The sequence below is a fragment of the Leptotrichia hofstadii genome, from assembly GCF_007990525.1.
GTDB classification, from domain to species: Bacteria; Fusobacteriota; Fusobacteriia; order Fusobacteriales; family Leptotrichiaceae; genus Leptotrichia; species Leptotrichia hofstadii.
Genome location: NZ_AP019823.1, coordinates 57,973 through 75,400 on the forward strand (window position 1 = coordinate 57,973; position 17,428 = coordinate 75,400).

14 protein-coding genes are annotated in these 17,428 nt (G+C 32.5%); 4 read left to right on the forward strand and 10 right to left on the reverse strand.

Annotated elements, in window-relative coordinates; genetic code table 11:
- Window positions 1-183 precede the first annotated feature (183 nt).
- Window positions 184-858, forward strand: a complete 675-nt coding sequence (locus FVE77_RS00235; protein WP_026745486.1) for a hypothetical protein — start codon at window positions 184-186, stop codon at window positions 856-858.
- A 69-nt stretch (window positions 859-927) separates the two neighbouring features.
- On the opposite strand, the gene FVE77_RS00240 is transcribed toward FVE77_RS00235, so the two are convergent.
- The 10 genes from FVE77_RS00240 to FVE77_RS00285 all read right to left on the reverse strand — a co-directional run bounded on the left by FVE77_RS00240 (window position 928) and on the right by FVE77_RS00285 (window position 13,722).
- Window positions 928-1,689, reverse strand: a complete 762-nt coding sequence (locus FVE77_RS00240; RefSeq protein ID WP_026745485.1) for a hypothetical protein — start codon at window positions 1,687-1,689, stop codon at window positions 928-930.
- A 38-nt stretch (window positions 1,690-1,727) separates the two neighbouring features.
- On the reverse strand, window positions 1,728-4,292 hold the full coding sequence (gene gyrA / locus FVE77_RS00245) for a DNA gyrase subunit A (RefSeq protein ID WP_026745484.1): 2,565 nt from the start codon (window positions 4,290-4,292) through the stop codon (window positions 1,728-1,730).
- A 602-nt stretch (window positions 4,293-4,894) separates the two neighbouring features.
- Window positions 4,895-6,877 carry a DNA topoisomerase (ATP-hydrolyzing) subunit B gene (gyrB, locus tag FVE77_RS00250; RefSeq protein ID WP_026745483.1) on the reverse strand — a complete coding sequence of 661 codons (1,983 nt, stop codon included), beginning with the start codon at window positions 6,875-6,877 and terminating at the stop codon, window positions 4,895-4,897.
- A 130-nt stretch (window positions 6,878-7,007) separates the two neighbouring features.
- A complete protein-coding gene (locus tag FVE77_RS00255) occupies window positions 7,008-7,853 on the reverse strand; it encodes a hypothetical protein (protein ID WP_026745482.1) in 846 nt (281 codons plus the stop codon).
- Complete coding sequence (locus FVE77_RS00260; RefSeq protein WP_026745481.1) at window positions 7,850-8,551, reverse strand: ABC transporter ATP-binding protein; 702 nt, start codon at window positions 8,549-8,551, stop codon at window positions 7,850-7,852. The genes FVE77_RS00255 and FVE77_RS00260 overlap by 4 nt, the downstream gene beginning before the upstream one ends.
- Window positions 8,552-8,562: 11 nt before the next feature.
- Window positions 8,563-9,129, reverse strand: coding sequence for an aminoacyl-tRNA hydrolase (gene pth, locus FVE77_RS00265; protein ID WP_006805454.1), 567 nt, complete (start codon window positions 9,127-9,129; stop codon window positions 8,563-8,565).
- A 278-nt stretch (window positions 9,130-9,407) separates the two neighbouring features.
- Window positions 9,408-9,902: a flavodoxin gene (locus FVE77_RS00270; protein WP_006805456.1), complete on the reverse strand. Its 495-nt coding sequence runs from the start codon at window positions 9,900-9,902 to the stop codon at window positions 9,408-9,410.
- Between the two features lie 246 nt (window positions 9,903-10,148).
- Window positions 10,149-10,697, reverse strand: coding sequence for a serine O-acetyltransferase EpsC (gene epsC / locus FVE77_RS00275; RefSeq protein WP_036087585.1), 549 nt, complete (start codon window positions 10,695-10,697; stop codon window positions 10,149-10,151).
- A 283-nt stretch (window positions 10,698-10,980) separates the two neighbouring features.
- Window positions 10,981-11,898 (reverse strand): cysteine synthase A, encoded by a 918-nt coding sequence (gene cysK, locus FVE77_RS00280; protein ID WP_026745479.1) that lies wholly within the window; start codon window positions 11,896-11,898, stop codon window positions 10,981-10,983.
- A 129-nt stretch (window positions 11,899-12,027) separates the two neighbouring features.
- Window positions 12,028-13,722: a M3 family oligoendopeptidase gene (locus FVE77_RS00285; protein ID WP_026745478.1), complete on the reverse strand. Its 1,695-nt coding sequence runs from the start codon at window positions 13,720-13,722 to the stop codon at window positions 12,028-12,030.
- 237 nt (window positions 13,723-13,959) lie between these two features.
- Here FVE77_RS00285 and FVE77_RS00290 point away from each other — a divergent pair, with 237 nt between their 5' ends.
- The 3 genes from FVE77_RS00290 to rfbA all read left to right on the forward strand — a co-directional run bounded on the left by FVE77_RS00290 (window position 13,960) and on the right by rfbA (window position 17,418).
- A complete protein-coding gene (locus tag FVE77_RS00290; RefSeq protein WP_026745477.1) occupies window positions 13,960-14,940 on the forward strand; it encodes a tyrosine-type recombinase/integrase in 981 nt (326 codons plus the stop codon).
- Between the two features lie 298 nt (window positions 14,941-15,238).
- The gene (locus tag FVE77_RS00295) at window positions 15,239-16,534 is read left to right on the forward strand and encodes an exopolysaccharide biosynthesis polyprenyl glycosylphosphotransferase (protein WP_026745476.1); all 1,296 of its coding nucleotides are present in this window, start codon (window positions 15,239-15,241) and stop codon (window positions 16,532-16,534) included.
- Between the two features lie 23 nt (window positions 16,535-16,557).
- Complete coding sequence (rfbA, locus tag FVE77_RS00300) at window positions 16,558-17,418, forward strand: glucose-1-phosphate thymidylyltransferase RfbA (protein ID WP_026745475.1); 861 nt, start codon at window positions 16,558-16,560, stop codon at window positions 17,416-17,418.
- Window positions 17,419-17,428 lie beyond the last annotated feature (10 nt).

Genomic DNA, 17,428 nt, shown 5'->3' on the forward strand with positions numbered 1-17,428 from the left:
CTTCTAAAACATCCTGTTTTTAAGGCTTTTTCGTAAATATTTCATTTTTCTTTATATACAGAGTTATTATATCATACTTTAGTATTTTTTTACATAGGTTAGCAGGCATATTGAAATAAAAAATATAATATGTTAGAATTGACAAAGAAAAGAAAATAAAAATACGATAAAGGAAAAAAGAAAATGCAGGAAAGTAAAAATTTAAATATAGATAATGAAAAAAATTTTTTTTACAAAACTTACGAATACAGGAATGGGAAAGCGTTAAAAATATTTTTAGGGATTACAAGGGAAAAGGGGAAAAATTCTTTTGAGATTGCCAAACATCTGAAAAAGGATTTTCCGGAACTTAACTTTATGGAGATAACAGAATATAAAGTTATAAAATACACGCCATTTCATATAAAGATAGAGACTGTTTCAGAAAATATAAATAAGACATTTAACAGTAATTTTATCTCATATTATGATTATCTTATAGAAAAAAATGATTTTCAGCTTACATATAAAACGCTTGATTTGTGGCTTGAATTTGAAGAAAATTTTTTTGAAAAGGAATATTACCACATGGATTTTAGTTTAGGAAATTTTTTTATAGACAAGGAGAGCGGAAAAATTGCCTTTATTGATTTTGATGATATTGTTAGAAAACCTCCTTTTTTTAGAAAACGCCTTTATTTAACAAAATCTATCAGAAGTTTTGAAGGTTCAATGAAATTTTTTTTATCAGTAAAAAGCTTTTCAAGGGAAGAGAATCAGAAAGTTATTGACAGGCTGGAGGAAATTAAGAAAAAATATGGTGTTGTTTCGAGGGAAAAAGATTTAGAAATGACTAGGAAAATTTTGGATAGAAAATAAAAAATATACTCAGACAGCGTCAGAAAGTTGCCTGAGTATTTTTGTTAAATGTTCTTAAATTTTATGAGATTATACTATAAAAATAGGCTTTTGAAGATTTTCTAGTATTCTAACTCCCAGTTTACCAGTAATTCTTTCTACCATTATTGTATATCGCAAATCTCCCATTAAGACCAAGTCATAATTTTGAGCTTCGTTCATAATTGTCTTGAAAGTGTCACCTTTTTTATGAATAAGATTATAGTTGTCGCCAAATCTTTCTGTTAGGCTGCTTTCATCCTCTTCTTCAACATTTACACGCAACACATCTATTTTTTGCTCACCAAACATATGGAAGAAAGTAAACAATGTCTTGTTCGCATTATAAGCACCATCATCAAGTAGCATCAAGTTGTCCAATCTAAAGTCTTCTATGTTTGGCAATATAATTAATGGTTTAAAAATACTTCTTAATATTTCCTTCAATACAGGAGTTACTTTTTCATTTTTTACAAGTACAAGCAAATCGTATTTTTTTAGTTCTTCTAAAACAATTTCTGCTGTTTCACCATCTTTTGAGTAAAAATTTGAAATATCAGATGTTATTTTATCCTTTAATTTTTTTACAGTTTTTTCTTCTAGTTCCCTGTATTCCTTAAAAGCATAGTTTGCTCCAATATTTAGTCCCATTCCTTCGATACTTACAGGAAATACCTCATATTTTAAGATATCTTTGATATAGATAACATCAACATCAACATTATATTTTTGCTTAAACACTTTTGCAAAACTAACCAATGGATGTATTTCGCTTTCCGCCGTAACTAAAAATAATGCTTTTTTTTGTAACATTTTAACCACTTCCTTATATATGAGAATTTATATTTATCTTATTTTTCTTCTTCGGTTAAATCAGGTTCTTCTGTGATTTTTACTACAGAAGCTATTTTTTCATTATTTCTAACTTTCATTATTCGCACACCTGAAGCTGAACGTCCTATTACAGATATATTATTTACGCTTGTTCTAATTAGTGTACCTTCTGAAGTAATAAGCATAATTTCATCATTTTCCTTGACAATTTTCACATCTACAATTTTTCCAGTTTTTTCATTCAGTTTTGCATTGATAATTCCTTTTCCACCTCTTGACTGGAATCTATATTCAGAAAGTTTTGTACGTTTTCCATATCCTTCTTCAGTAATTGTAAGAATTCTCATTTCATCATTATTCATTTCTGAATTAATAATTGCAGCACCTACAATTTTGTCCTTGTCTCGAAGAGTAATACCTTTTACTCCAGTTGCCCCAGTTCCCATACTTCTTACATCTTTTTCAGAGAATCTTATGGCAATACCATTTCTCGTAGCAACAAAAATTTCATCTTCGCCAGTTCCGCTTGTAAGCCCGATATACATCACTTCATCTTCATCATTTAATCTAATCGCTCGTTTTCCAGCTTTCATAATATTACTAAACAATGTCAATTCAGATTTTTTAACAACTCCATTTCGTGTTACGAAGAATAAATTCTTATTCTTTTCAAATTCACGAACTTTTATTATCGTGCTGACTTTTTCATCATCATCCAGATTTATAATATTTCCAATCAGTTTTCCACGTGCCTGTTTTCCAGTTTCAGGAATTTCATAAACTTTTATGCTGAATACTTTTCCTTTCGTTGTGAAAATAAGCAATGTATCAAGAGTTTTTGCTATGTACATATCTTTTACAACATCGTCTTCTATTGTATTTGTAGCATTTACTCCGATTCCACCACGTTTTTGTGAACGGTAAGTGTCAATTGCCACACGTTTTACGTAACCTTTTTCTGTAAGTGTTACAACAACTTCTTCGTCCTTAATTAAGTCTTCTATGCTGATTTCGGCTCTTGCGTTTCTGATTTCAGTTCTACGTTCATCACCAAAATCTTCTTTTAATTTAAGTGCCTCCTCTTTAATTATACCATATATTTTTGAATCGTCAGATAAAATTCCAGTTAATTCTTCAATTAATAGCATAAGTTCGTTATATTCCTGATTAATTTTATCTCTTTCAAGTCCAGTAAGCCTTTGCAATCTCATATCCAGAATTGCTTTTGCCTGAATTTCTGAGAATCCAAATTTTGCAATTAATTCAGTCCGTGCAACATTTGCATCCTTTGAAGCACGTATAATTCTAATTACTTCCTCAATGTTATCAAGTGCAATTTTGAATCCTTCCAAAATATGAGCTCTATTTTTAGCCTTTTTCAACTCGAATTCAGTTCTTCTTGTAATTACTTCAAACCTATGTTCCAGATATTTTTGAAGAACCTGCTTTAAGTTCAATACTCTTGGTGCATTATCCACAAGTGCAAGCATAATTACACCAAATGTATTTTGTAAATCAGTAAATTTATAAAGACTGTTTAGAATTAGTTCACTTTCCTCACCTTTTTTCAGCTCAATTACAATTCTGATACCATCTCTATCAGTTTCATCCCGCAAATCAGATATTCCAGTAATTTTCTTCTGTCTTACCAAATCTGCAATTTTTTCAATAAGTCTGGCTTTATTTACCTGATATGGTAATTCTGTAACAATAATCGACTCTTTTCCAGTTTTTGAAGTTTCAACTTCCACACGTCCTGCAACCCGTAGTTTTCCACGTCCAGTTCTATACGCATCATAAATCCCTTGTTTCCCATTAATTATACCTCCAGTTGGAAAATCTGGACCTTTTATGTATGTAATCAGTTCATCAATCGAAATTTCAGGATTATCAATCAATGCCACAATTCCATCAACGACCTCTCCTAAATTATGTGGCGGAATATTTGTAGCCATTCCGACAGCAATACCGTTTGCTCCATTTAGTAGTAAATTGGGAAGTTTAGCAGGCAATACAACTGGCTCATCCAAACTTTCATCAAAGTTTTTACGATAGTCTATTGTATCCTTATTAATATCCGCAAGCAGCTCTTCAGTAATTTTAGCCATTCTAGCTTCTGTATACCGCATTGCCGCCGCTTCATCCCCATCAATCGAACCAAAGTTTCCATGTCCGTCGATAAGTTCATATCTCATATTAAAGTCCTGTGCCATTCTAACCATTGCACCATAAACTGAAGAATCCCCGTGTGGATGATATTTCCCCAGTACATCCCCGACAATCCTTGCCGATTTTTTAAATGGAGTTTTATGGCTCATTCCCATTTCACTCATGGAAAACAAAATTCTTCTATGTACAGGCTTTAATCCATCACGTACATCAGGCAATGCACGGCTAACAATTACACTCATCGAATAATCCAAATAAGCCGCCTTTATCTCATCCTCAATATAAACGTTAGATTCATTTGATAAATCCGTAGCCTTAGGCAATCCCTCCACAATGATTTCCCTATCATCGTTCTCATCCATTTCCGTTATCTCTTCTTCTCTTTCATCGTCATCTCTAAAATCGTCTGACATCCTGCACCTCTTTTCTTCTCTTTTACTTTATAATCCACCTTCTCAAAATTCCACAACCTAACTTATATATTTATCTATTAAACATCTTTTATAAAATAAATTTTTGCTAACAAATGTTATTCCTATAATTTCTATATCTTCTTCTTTTTTTAAGCAAGGGAAATCAATCGCCATTTCCCTTGCATCCCTGGCTCGTCTAAGCATTTTTTGGAAATAAAAATTAAACTCGCTTTGCTCAAACAGAAATTTTTATTTCCAAAAAATCACGACAACTTTAACCTAGTTGCAACAATTGATTTAACTAAATCAAAATCAAACAAAATTTCATTAGAAGAAAAATAGCTAAACACGAATGTATTTCTTTCACTATAATTTTTACATTAAATATCATTTACTTGAATCATTTTAACTTTTTATTGTGAACTTGTGCTTTTGGAATCTCTTTATGAGTTAAACGAATTCTATTTTTCTTTTATAAGAAAGTTTTGCATCGAGCAGGTGTGCAGAGGTATGGCGTCTGATACCTCTGCGTTAAAAAAATTAATATAAATAAAATAAGAAAAAATAATCATTAATTAAAATGTCTTAAAATAAAAAATAAATTATATATCCAAATTCCTTACATAATTCGCATTATCTTCAATAAACTTCCTTCTCGGCTCAACCTTATCCCCCATCAGAATATTAAACATCTTATCGGCATAGGAAGCGTCTTCCATTGATACTTTTAATAACGTTCTTACTTCTGGATCAAGGGTTGTTTCCCAAAGCTGTTCCGGATTCATTTCTCCCAGCCCTTTGTAACGCTGGATTGTGTATTTTCGTCCTTCTCCTTCCAGCACTTTTGTCACTTGTTTCATCTGATCGTCTGAATAGGCGTATCTGATTGCTTTTCCAGCCTGAATTTTGTATAAAGGAGGCTGTGCGATATATATGTAGCCTTCGTTAATTAATTCTCTCAGATGTCTGTAGAAGAATGTCAGCATTAATGTTCTGATGTGAGCACCATCAACATCGGCATCTGTCATAATTACGATTTTATGGTATCTTAATTTTTTCAAATCCATTTCTTCGCCAAATCCAGCTCCAAAGGCTGTAATCATTGCTCTAATTTCTGCATTTTCAAGAGCTTTATGCACTCCTGATTTTTCTACATTCAAGATTTTTCCACGAAGTGGCAATATTGCCTGAAATCTTCTGTCTCTTCCTTGTTTTGCAGAACCTCCTGCTGAGTTTCCTTCGACTATGAAAATTTCTGATTCAGCCGGGTCTTTTGAAGAGCAGTCTGCCAGTTTACCAGGCAGTGATCCTACTTCCAATGTATTTTTTCTAAGTACAAGCTCTCTTGCTTTTTTCGCTGCTTCTCTTGCTCTTTTTGACATTGCCATTTTTTCAATAATTTTTTCAGCTGCCTTTGGATGATCTTCTAGATAGAATTTCAAGTTGCTTCCAACAATATTTGATACAATTCCTGTAACTTCACTATTTCCAAGTTTTGTTTTTGTCTGTCCTTCAAATTGAGGTTCGGGTATTTTTACACTTATTACACAGACAAGACCTTCTCTTACATCTGTTCCTTGAAATGTCCCATTTTTATCCTTGATTAAGTTCATCTGTTTTGCAATATCATTAATTGTTCTTGTAAGCGCAGTTCTAAATCCGCTGACATGAGTTCCGCCTTCATGAGTATTTATATTATTTACAAACGAATAAACCGTTTCTCTTTGTGAAGTTGTGTAGTTCATTGCAATTTCCACTTCCACGAATTTTGCACTTCGCTGTTTTTTCACCGTGTTTCCATCCTCATCCACAGTTTCTACTTCCTTAGCTTCCTCAATTTGCATTGTATCAGCCATATAAATTACATCATCAACGATTTTTTCCTCATCAATAATTTCATTTAAAAAGTCCTTTATTCCACCTTCAAATAAAAATTCTTCAGCTTTTATATTTTCAGCATTTCTCTCATCAGCCAGTTCAATTTTTAAGCCTTTGTTCAAATATGCCAATTCTTTTAAACGTGATTCCAATACAGAATAATCGTAAACTGTCGTTTCAAATATTTCGTCATCAGCTTTAAATCTGACTACAGTCCCATGTGCACCATCGTCTGCCACGCCAATTTCCTCCACAGGCGAAGTTGGCACACCACGTTCATAAGTTTGTCTAAAAATTTTTCCATCACGTGTTACAGTTGCTTCAAGCCATTCTGACAAAGCATTTACGACAGATACTCCAACTCCGTGAAGTCCACCTGACACTTTATAATTATCATTGTCAAATTTCCCTCCGGCGTGAAGTACAGTAAGTACAACTTCTAAAGTTGATTTTCCAGTTTTGTGCATTCCCACGGGGATTCCACGTCCATTGTCAGATACCTCAATAATATTTCCTTCAAGTATCTTTACAGTAATTTTATCACAAATTCCAGCAAGTGCCTCATCCACGCTGTTATCCACTATTTCCCATACTAGATGGTGAAGCCCACGTGCTGAAGTTGATCCAATATACATTCCCGGACGCTTTCTAACTGCTTCCAGTCCTTCCAGAACCGTAATCGCCTCTGCTCCATAATTATTATCCATTATTTATTTTTCCTCCATTTTCAATATATGTTCAGCCTTTTTTAAATAAGTCAAAGCTTGAACAAATCTAATTTTTGTTGTTAAGTTTTTTTGATTTATTATAAAAAATTGCAACACTAATAAAACAAATTTATTCTAAATTCAATTTATTTTTTAATATATAATTTACAGTTAAAAACAGTATTACGCTTACTATCCCAGTCAATACAATTAGTCCCGTATTTGCACTGATGATGTATTTTACAACATTTAGAGCCATATTTCCAGTTTCAAGACGCAATGACGGATTATACAGGTATGTAAAAACCAAAATCATTCTTTTTGTAATATTTAAAAATCCTCCAGCAATTATAAACAATGCCGCTCCTGTTAAAATTCTGTATGATTTTGTCATATTTGCAACGCTGACACAGAAAAACAGGAACAATACCCTTTCGATTGTCCAGAAGATTAAGAAAACAATAAATAAAATTATTGTTGGAAGTATATACTGGATGCCGAGCACTGCTTTCAGATAATCTATCATTTGTATGAAATTTGGATTTTCCCAAAATTTTGATGAAATAATTTCTTCAAGCGGAATTATCAATAAAAATGTTAAAAGTATTATAAAAGCGTTAATAATAAACCAGCTTAAACAAGTTATCAGCTTTGCCAGAATTATTTGAGGTGTACTAATCGGAAGCGTATTTGTCAAATATCCCTCATTCCCGTACACAGAACGATGGAAACGCACTATTACCCCATAATGCAGCATTATTACAGACCCAATGGCGACAACTGTATATACAAAATAAAGCGTGCTTTGAAACAGCGTTAAAGTAAACTTTAAATACTCATCCATGCCATTATTTGCCAAAGCGAACAGAAGCATTCTTATACCAATTCCCGTAACGCCTAATCCAATATAAAACGGAAATATCAGCTTTCCAATATCAGAAAAATCATATTTAATTAATTTTCCTAGAATTTTCAATATTTGAACACCTCCCTGAAATAATTATCAACTGTCATATTTCGTTCCGTTTTTATTGTTTCTGTCTCCTGATGAAGCAGAATGTCTCCCTTGCTTATGAAAATCGCCTCATCGAGTATTGGCTCCACATCTGCAATCAAATGCGTAGAAATAATAACAGCGGCCTCTTTATTGCAGTTTTTTATAATCGTATTGAGAATATAGTCCCTTGCGGCAGGATCGACTCCCGCTATCGGCTCATCCAGAAGATACAGCTTGGCTTTTCTGCACATTACGAGAATTAGCTGGACCTTTTCCTTCGTTCCCTTAGAAAGCAGCTTAAATCTTTTGGAAGAATCAATATCCAGATCTTTTAACATCTTTAATGCCCTTTCCAAGTCAAAATCCTCATAAAAATCAGCGAACAGCCGTAAAATAGCCTTTACTGTCTTAGTATTATCTAAATAATTTTTGTCTGGCAAGTATGCAACAATCTTTTTAGTTTCTATGCCAGGATTTTTTCCATCAATTAGTATCTCTCCTTGAGTAGGTTTAATAAGTCCGTTCAGAAGCTTTATAAAGGTTGTTTTTCCGCTTCCGTTTGGACCTAAAAGACCGACAATTTTTCCAGATTTCACTGACAGGTTCACATTGTTCAGGGCGTTAGTGAAATCATAGCTTTTAGACAGTCCGTTACATTTTAAAATAATATTGTCCATGAGCGTCCTTTCTATTTTGTATTATATTTATTCATCAGTCTGGAAATTGTCATATCATCTTTTATGTCGTCAATAAGATTAAATATTTTTTCTCTTGAATTTTTTACAATTTCTTTTTCTTCAGGCGAAAATTTTCCCAGTACAAATCCTAATGTTTCTTCCTTCGTTTCTGGCTTTCCAATCCCGAACTTTATTCGCGCAAATTCATTTCCGACATGTGAAATTATGGATTTTATTCCATTATGCCCTCCTGCACTTCCATTCTGCTTAATTTTCAGCTTTCCAAATGGCATATCCATATCATCGTAAATCACAAAAAGGTCTGTTTCAGGGTCGAGCTTAAAAAATCGTACAGCTTCTCCGACAGCCTCTCCGCTGAGATTCATAAAAGTCATTGGTTTTTGATAAAATACCTTGTCTCCTTTGTGATTAGTCTGGACAAAAAGTGATTTAAACTTCTCTCTTATATCAGTTATATTATTTTCCTTCAAATATTCGTCAACAAATATAAATCCAATATTATGCCGTGTCAATTTATACTGTTCTCCTGGATTACCCAATCCTACAATTAGTTTCATTAAAAATTTCTCCTTTTTCAGATTACTTACTTTAAATTATATCAAATTTATAAAAAAAATACAAAAAATATTTGGAAAAACGTTTAATTCCTGCTATTTAGCAATTCTATAAATAAAAAAGACGCTCCTGTGAACGCCTTCTTTATTTTTGGAGAGAAAATCAACTTGTGAAAATTGATTTATCTTAGTTATATATAAATATATAGCTAAAATCATATTTAATTTGTCTTTTGTGAAAATTTTTTATCAATAAATTTATTCACAGACATAGTTTATTATTAAAATTCTTTTTTGATTTGTTCAACCCATGCATCGATTCTTTCATCTGTTAATTCAGACTGATTAACTTCATCTAAGGCAAGTCCTAAAAATTCACCATTTTTTACGGCTCTTGATTCGTTAAATTCATATCCTTCAACTGAAGTTTTTCCAATAATTGCTGCGCCAGTTTTTTGGATTTCTTCATCAATAATAGCAATTCCATCCATAAACGTATCAGAGAATGTTCCTTGATCTCCACTGCCGAAATATCCTACTTTTTTACCGCTGAAATCTTTGCTTGCCAAATCGTCAACAACTGCGGCCCAGTCATCCTGCAAATCTCCGAATCCCCATGTAGAAGTTCCCAAAAGCAGCACATCAAAGTCTTCTAGCTTATCTTCATTCCCGTCAATATTAAAAACTTCTGCTCCGTCAATTTTTTCTGCAATTTTATGAGCTATATCTTCAGTTACGCCTGTTGTTGATCCGAAAAAAATTCCTACTTTTGCCATATTAAGCCTCCGTTATTAGTTTTTATTTATTTTGGATATCGTGTATCCGAGTATTTGTTATCTTTCTAAACCAAGGAAATAAATTATTTTATTCAATTTTCATATAAAAAATATATCATATTTTATTTTGGTTGTCAATTTTTTTTGATTTTTATGTTCATTTTTTAAATTACATTCAGATTTTTATGAAATTTAATGTAAAAAGGGCTTGTTTGTAATTTTAAAATATCGAAGCTAAATTAAAAATCAAATATGCCACATATAGTAATCTTCTTCTGTTTTTGGAATAATTCTGGCAGGAATGCCCACAGCGACAGCTTCATCAGGCACATCTCGTAAAACAACCGAATTTGCTCCAATTCTTACATTTTTGCCAATTACTATATTTCCTAAAAGTTTTGCCCCGGTTCCAACTGTTACATTTTCTTTTAAAGTCGGGTGTCTTTTAGTTTTCGAGGTACTTACTCCGCCGAGAGTTACCCCATGATAAATAACGCAGTTATCTCCAATTTCCGCTGTTTCTCCGATTACAATTCCCATCCCGTGGTCAAAAAATATTTTATTTCCCAGCTTTGCTCCCGGATGAATTTCTATTCCTGTAAAAAAACGTGAAATTTGAGAAATAAGCCTTGCCAAAAAATACAATTTCCTTTTTTGAAAAAAATGAGCAATCTTATGGTTAATAACCGCATGCAGGGATGGATAGAGAAAGACTTCTATTTTAAATCTTACTGCCGGATCCTTTTCTGCGATATTATTTATTTCATTTTGTAACCATTTAAAAATAGTAATCACCCTCCTTAAAAAATTTATATTAGAATTATATACTAAAAGCATTTTAAAAACAACTTTTTTATCATGCGACTTGACGCAATAGAGAACAAATATTTTTAAGGATTGTAAAAAAGGCAATTCATCTTAAATATAGTTATACTAAACCCCATTTGAAAAAAAGAAATGATTTCCTATTTACTTTCTGACAAGGGGTCTTGACCCCCTGCTAAACGGAATTATAAAAACTCCATTGTTTTAACGGGGAATAGTGTTGGATATTAAAGAATTCTTGCCATATTATTTTCTATAAACTATTTCTAAATACTTCAACTGATAAGTATTTTTCTCCACCATCAGGTAAAATTGCCAGGACTTTTTTCCCTTTTCCTAATTTTTTAGCCACTTTGTAAGCCGCCGCAATTGCAGTTCCAGAAGAGATTCCTATAAATAGTCCGTTTTCCTTTGAAGCTCTTGTTGCAAACTCAATAGCCTCTTCATTTGTTATTTTTATAATTTCATCAACAAGCTCAGGATCATAGTTCCCAGGAATAAATCCTGCTCCAAGCCCCTGCTGGAAGTGTTTTCCAGGCTGTTCTCCAGATAACACGGCAGATGTTGAAGGCTCAACAGCAAATACTTGAACGCCAGGACGCTCCTCCTTCAATCTCTTTCCAACTCCTGATAAAGTTCCTGCTGTTCCAACTCCTGAAATAAAGGCATCAATTTGTGGGAAATCATCCAAAATTTCTTTTGCCGTAGTTTCATAGTGTTTAGCGGGATTCGCAGGGTTTTCAAATTGCTGAGGCAGGAAGTATCCGTTTTCAGCCGCTAATTTTTCAGCTTCAGCGATTGCCCCTTTCATTCCTTTTGCCCCTTCAGTCAGGATTAATTCAGCCCCATAAGCCGCCAAGATGCTTCTTCTTTCCACACTCATCGAATCAGGCATTATAATTATAACTCTATATCCTTTCGCTTTCCCTATTAATGCCAATGCAATTCCAGTATTTCCCGAAGTAGGCTCAACAATTGTGCCACCTGGCTTTAATTTGCCTTCTTTTTCAGCCGCTTCTATCATTCCAAGCGCCGCTCTATCCTTTACACTTCCACCAATATTATATTTTTCCAGTTTTACATAAATATCAGCAATATTTTCTTCATTTAAAAATTTTAGTTTTACCACAGGCGTATTTCCAATTAAGTCTAAGATATTTTCATAAATCATTATAAATTACCTCCATATTTTATATTATTTTTTAAATTTGTATCTACAACTATTATAGCACTAAAATTTATTAAAATCAATAGTAAAAATTGAAAATATTTTTAAATTTTGGTTTTTACATGGATTAAATTACAAATTCATATCATCGACATTATCCAGATATTCCTTAATTTTTGGAATTACGGACGCTAATGTTCCTTCTTCAAATGGATTTTTTAAATTAGCAGATTTCATAAGTTCAAAGAATGACTTGCTTCCTCCAAGTTTGCACAGATTCAAATAATCCTTCCAAGCTTTTTCCCTGTCTTCCCTTGATTTTATCCAGAATTGAAAAGCGCAGACTTGTGCTAAAGTGTAGTCGATGTAGTAAAATGGCGAGCTAAAAATATGCCCTTGTCTAAACCAGAAAATTCCATTTTTCAATTCATCAGCTTCTCCGTAATCTCTAGTTGGTAAATATTTTTTCTCAATTTCAAGCCATTTTTCACGACGCTGTTGTGGCGTAACTTCTGGATTTTCATAAACCCAGTGCTGGAATTCATCTACAGTTACTCCATAAGGAATGAATAAAAGAGCTTCTGACAAATGAATAAATTTATATTTTTCTGTATCGTTTTCAAAGAATAGTTTCATCCACGGCCAAGTCAAAAATTCCATACTCATTGAATGAATTTCGCAAGCCTCGTAAGTTGGCCATAAATATTCAGGCACATCAAAACCTCGGCTTTGGTAAACTTGAAAAGCATGCCCCGCTTCGTGCGTCAAAACATCGATATCATGTGCAGTCCCATTAAAATTGGCAAAAATAAATGGAGCCTTGTATTCTGGAATATAAGTGCAGTATCCGCCACTCATTTTCCCCTTTTTAGAAAGCAAGTCAAGCAAATTATTTTCAGTCATAAATGTAAAAAAATCATCAGTTTCCTTCGACAATTCCTTATACATTGTTTTACCATGATTTAAAATCCATTCAGGTGAACCATGTGGATCGGCATTTCCAGAATTAAATTTTATAGACTCGTCATAAAATCTAAGTTTTTCAACACCAAGCCTTTTTTCCTGTCTTTTACGAAGTTCAGTATGCAGTGGAACAATGTTTTCAAGTACTTGCTTTCTGTAACCTTCTACCATTTTTGCATCGTATTCAAGCCTTGAAAGTTGTTTATACCCAAATTCCACATAATTTTTGTATCCCATTTTCTGTGCCATTTTAGTTCTCACTTTTACAAGCGAATCATAAATATTGTCAAATTCTTCTTGATTTTCAGCAAAAAATTGAGCTACTTTCTTTGCGGCTTCAATTCTGACATTTCGGTCCTTTGATTGAGTGTAAGGAACCATTTGCGACAAATTAAGCTCTTTTCCGTCAAAATCAATTTTCGCGCTGGCAATCAATTTTGAATATTTGCTTGACAATCTATTTTCCTCCTGTGCATCTGGAATAATCTCGTTCGAGAAAACTTTCAATGTATTTTCTGCCAAGTCGAACAGCAATTTCCCGTATTTCTTGATGAGTTCAGCTTTAAATTTTGAATTGACAAGCGCTTTATAAAAATCATTAGTAAATCCAAATAAAATTGGACTAATTTCATCCATATACTCATTTTCCTTATCATAAAATTCATCATTTGTATCAATGCTATGACGAATAGAAACAAGCGTCTGCATAGTTTCAATATGGTTTCTCAACTTTATAATTTTATCAAATGCTTCAATTTGTCCCTCCATATTTTCTGCCCTTTCAAAACTATCTATTAGTTCTGAAAATTCTCCTTTTATTTTTTCCAAGTCCAAATGTTCGTATTTGTAATTATTAAAATTCATAATTTTTTTCCTCCATATTTTTTATTTTTATAAGTTTAGTATATCAAATTTTGAATAAAATAACAATTTTGTGATGAAAACCTTTCAAAGATTCAAGCTATAATACTCAAACTTCATAATTATATATTTTTGATAATCTATTATAGTAATTTAAATTTATTTTAAATTTTATTTTTAAAGTTGTATTACTGTGTTGTAACCCTTGTTTTTAACATTTTTTGAAATGGGAGGACTAAAATGAAAATAAAATCAGAATTAACAAAAAAGGAAATGACTGTGGCAAAATGTATGGACATTTGGATAGAAAACGAACATAACTATATAAAAGAATCTACCTATGCCCTATATTTGACAATTATTGAAAAACATTTGAAAGTTTATTTTAAAAATAGAAAAATAAGCACAATTTCCAATAAGGATCTGCAGTCTTTTATTTTGGACAAGCTGAATGATGGAAAATTGAATGGAAATGGAGGTTTATCGAGAAAAACTGTAAAGGATATGGTAACAGTGCTAAATGCAGTTCTTAATTTTGCAATAAAAAGAGAAATAATAAAAAAGACTCAATTTGAATATAAAATTCCAAAAGATGAAAAAGTTGAAAAAATGGAAGTTTTTGATTCTGAGGAAAGAATGAAAATTTTTGAATATATAAAAAAGAACATGAATTGCCGTACAGCTGGAATACTTCTTTGCCTATGCACGGGGCTTAGGATAGGAGAAATATGTGCATTGCGATGGAAGGAGGTTGATATGGCAAGGGGAATTATCAGCATAAACCACACGATACAGCGAATCTACTTAAGCAACGCCAAAAAAAGCGAAGTAATAATTTCCGAACCGAAAACGCAAAGCTCCAAACGAAAGATTCCGATAGCAAGAGAACTTATTCCTGTTCTAGAAAAATTTAAGTCAGAAGACGGGAATTACGTTATTTCAGGAACAGAAAAATATATTGAGCCACGGACATATAGAAAATTCTTCAAAAAAATGCTAGGCTTTTTAAAAATAAGAAAATTAAGATTCCATTCGTTAAGGCACACCTTTGCCACACAGGCGATAGAACTTGGAATAGACTGCAAGACTGTATCTGAAATACTGGGACATTCAACTGTCAGCATTACATTAAATTTGTATGTCCATCCAGATCTTGACCATAAGAAAAAATGTATGAACATAATTTTTGATAATATGGTACAACAGCAACCAAAAGATTAAAAAAATAATCATAAAATTCTAAAAAATGAAAAAACAAGGCTACAGCAAGTACAGTAATACGGCTTTTAAAAATCAAAAATTAAAATACTTTTAAATTCGATTTCTTTTATGTATTTTCACATGAAAAACTATCTTGAATTTGCTGTCGAAATATGCTATACTTACAGCGTAATTATTTGTTAAAAGAATACACTTGCTTAATTCAATTAAAAAATTAAAATATTTAGACAGTTGCTAATTAAAATGTATTTTTTAAATAAAAAAATTAACTGTCTGTTTAAGGTGAGGATGAATAATTATGAAAATAAATAAAGATATTTACATACGGATATTATATATATTTATTTTATATTCACTTTATAACTTTTTGCTAGATAAATACGACTATGTAATAAAATATTTGACAAGTTTCATCTTTATCATATATATATTTACAAAATTTATATTTGGACAGCTGGATTTTTATGCAGAACGTTTCAGGCTAAAAGATATTTTCATAAATTTTGGAATTAATATTGTCTTTTCGATAACTCTGTATGCCTTTTGGAAACGTTTTGACATTTTCAATATGTTTGCGCTGCTGTTCCTGTTTCAAGTGATTTTCAGAAGAATAGTATGCTCGCTCTACATGAAGAAGAAAAATGTGCTCATATTTGGGTCAAATCATATAGAAAATAATATTCAGGAGGACATTATAAGATCCCTTGACTATAATTATGTCGGATATATTTCCAACAACAAAAGCAGAGCGACAGAATATCTTATTGGAAGTTACGAACAGATGGAGGAAATTATTTACCAAAAAAAAATTGATATTCTTGTAATTGTAAAAGATATAAAAAGCCCTGGCTTTAAAAAATATATGAAACGCATTTTTGACTTGAAGATAAATGGGCTTAAAATAATGAATTATGAAGAATTTAATGAAGATATCCAAAAAAAAATTGATATAAATAAAATAAACGAGGAATGGCTTCTCCAGTCAAACGGATTTGACATTCTAAATAACGAAGTGCAAAGGAATATAAAGCGTGGGATGGACTTGATGCTTGCACTGATATTGATGGTTATTCTTTCTCCGCTTGCGTTAATAGTTTCAATAATTATTAAACTGGAATCAAAAGGTCCTGTCATATTCAAGCAGATGCGCATAGGTGAAAATATGCGTCCCTTCAAGGTATATAAGTTTCGAAGCATGAGGCTCCATGATCCGGAAAAATATTCAAAATACACTTTGGATAACGACAGCAGAGTTACCAAGTTTGGCAAGTTTATAAGAAAAACAAGAATTGACGAACTTCCGCAGCTCTGGAACATATTGAAGGGTACAATGAGCTTTGTTGGACCGCGTCCTGAATGGGATATTCTTGCAAAAGATTACGCAAGGCAAATACATTATTATAACCTTAGGCATCTTATAAAACCTGGAATAACAGGCTGGGCTCAAGTGATGTTTCCGTATGGGGAAAGCTTAGATGATGCAAAAAAAAAGCTGGAATATGATTTATATTATTTAAAACATCAGGATTTTATACTTGATGTGCTTGTTGTCGCAAAAACGGCAAAAGCTGTATTTTTTGGAAAAGGAAAATAAACTAAATTTCGAGGAGGATTCTCATGAAAGGAATTATTTTAGCTGGAGGAAGCGGAACTAGGCTGTATCCTCTGACAAAGTCGATTTCAAAACAGATTATGCCAATTTATGATAAGCCAATGATTTATTATCCTTTATCTGTGCTTATGCTTGCAAATATAAAGGATATTTTGATAATTTCTACACCAAGGGATTTACCGTTGTTCCGAGAACTTTTAGGCGATGGAAGTGATTTGGGAATAAATCTGGAATATAAGATTCAAGAAAATCCAAATGGACTTGCAGAAGCATTTTTAATTGGCGAAGAATTTATTGGTAATGATAATGTGGCTCTAATTCTGGGCGATAATATATTTTATGGAAGCGGGTTTACAGGTCTGGTTGAAGAATCTGCAAAGTTAAAAGAAGGAGCAATAATATTTGGATATCCTGTAAAGGATCCTAGAGCTTACGGAGTAGTTGAATTTGATGAAAACGGAAAAGCTATCTCTTTGGAGGAAAAGCCTGAAAATCCAAAATCAAATTATGCAATTCCAGGACTCTACTTCTACGATAACACAGTAATTCAAAAAGCTAAAACTATAAAGCCTTCCGCAAGAGGCGAACTTGAAATCACAGCCGTAAACGAGCTGTATCTTTCTGAAGGCAAGCTGAATGTAAAAAATTTAGGAAGAGGGATTGCGTGGCTTGATACAGGGACTCACGAAGCGCTGCTGGAAGCCGCTAATTACGTGGAAGCTATCCAAAAGCGACAAGGATTTTACGTCGCATGTCTTGAAGAAATAGCCTACACTAAAAAATGGATAACCAAAAAGCAGCTGGAAAAACTGGCAGAACCAATGCTAAAGACAGAATATGGGCAATATTTGCTGAGCTTAGGGTAATCCATGTTTA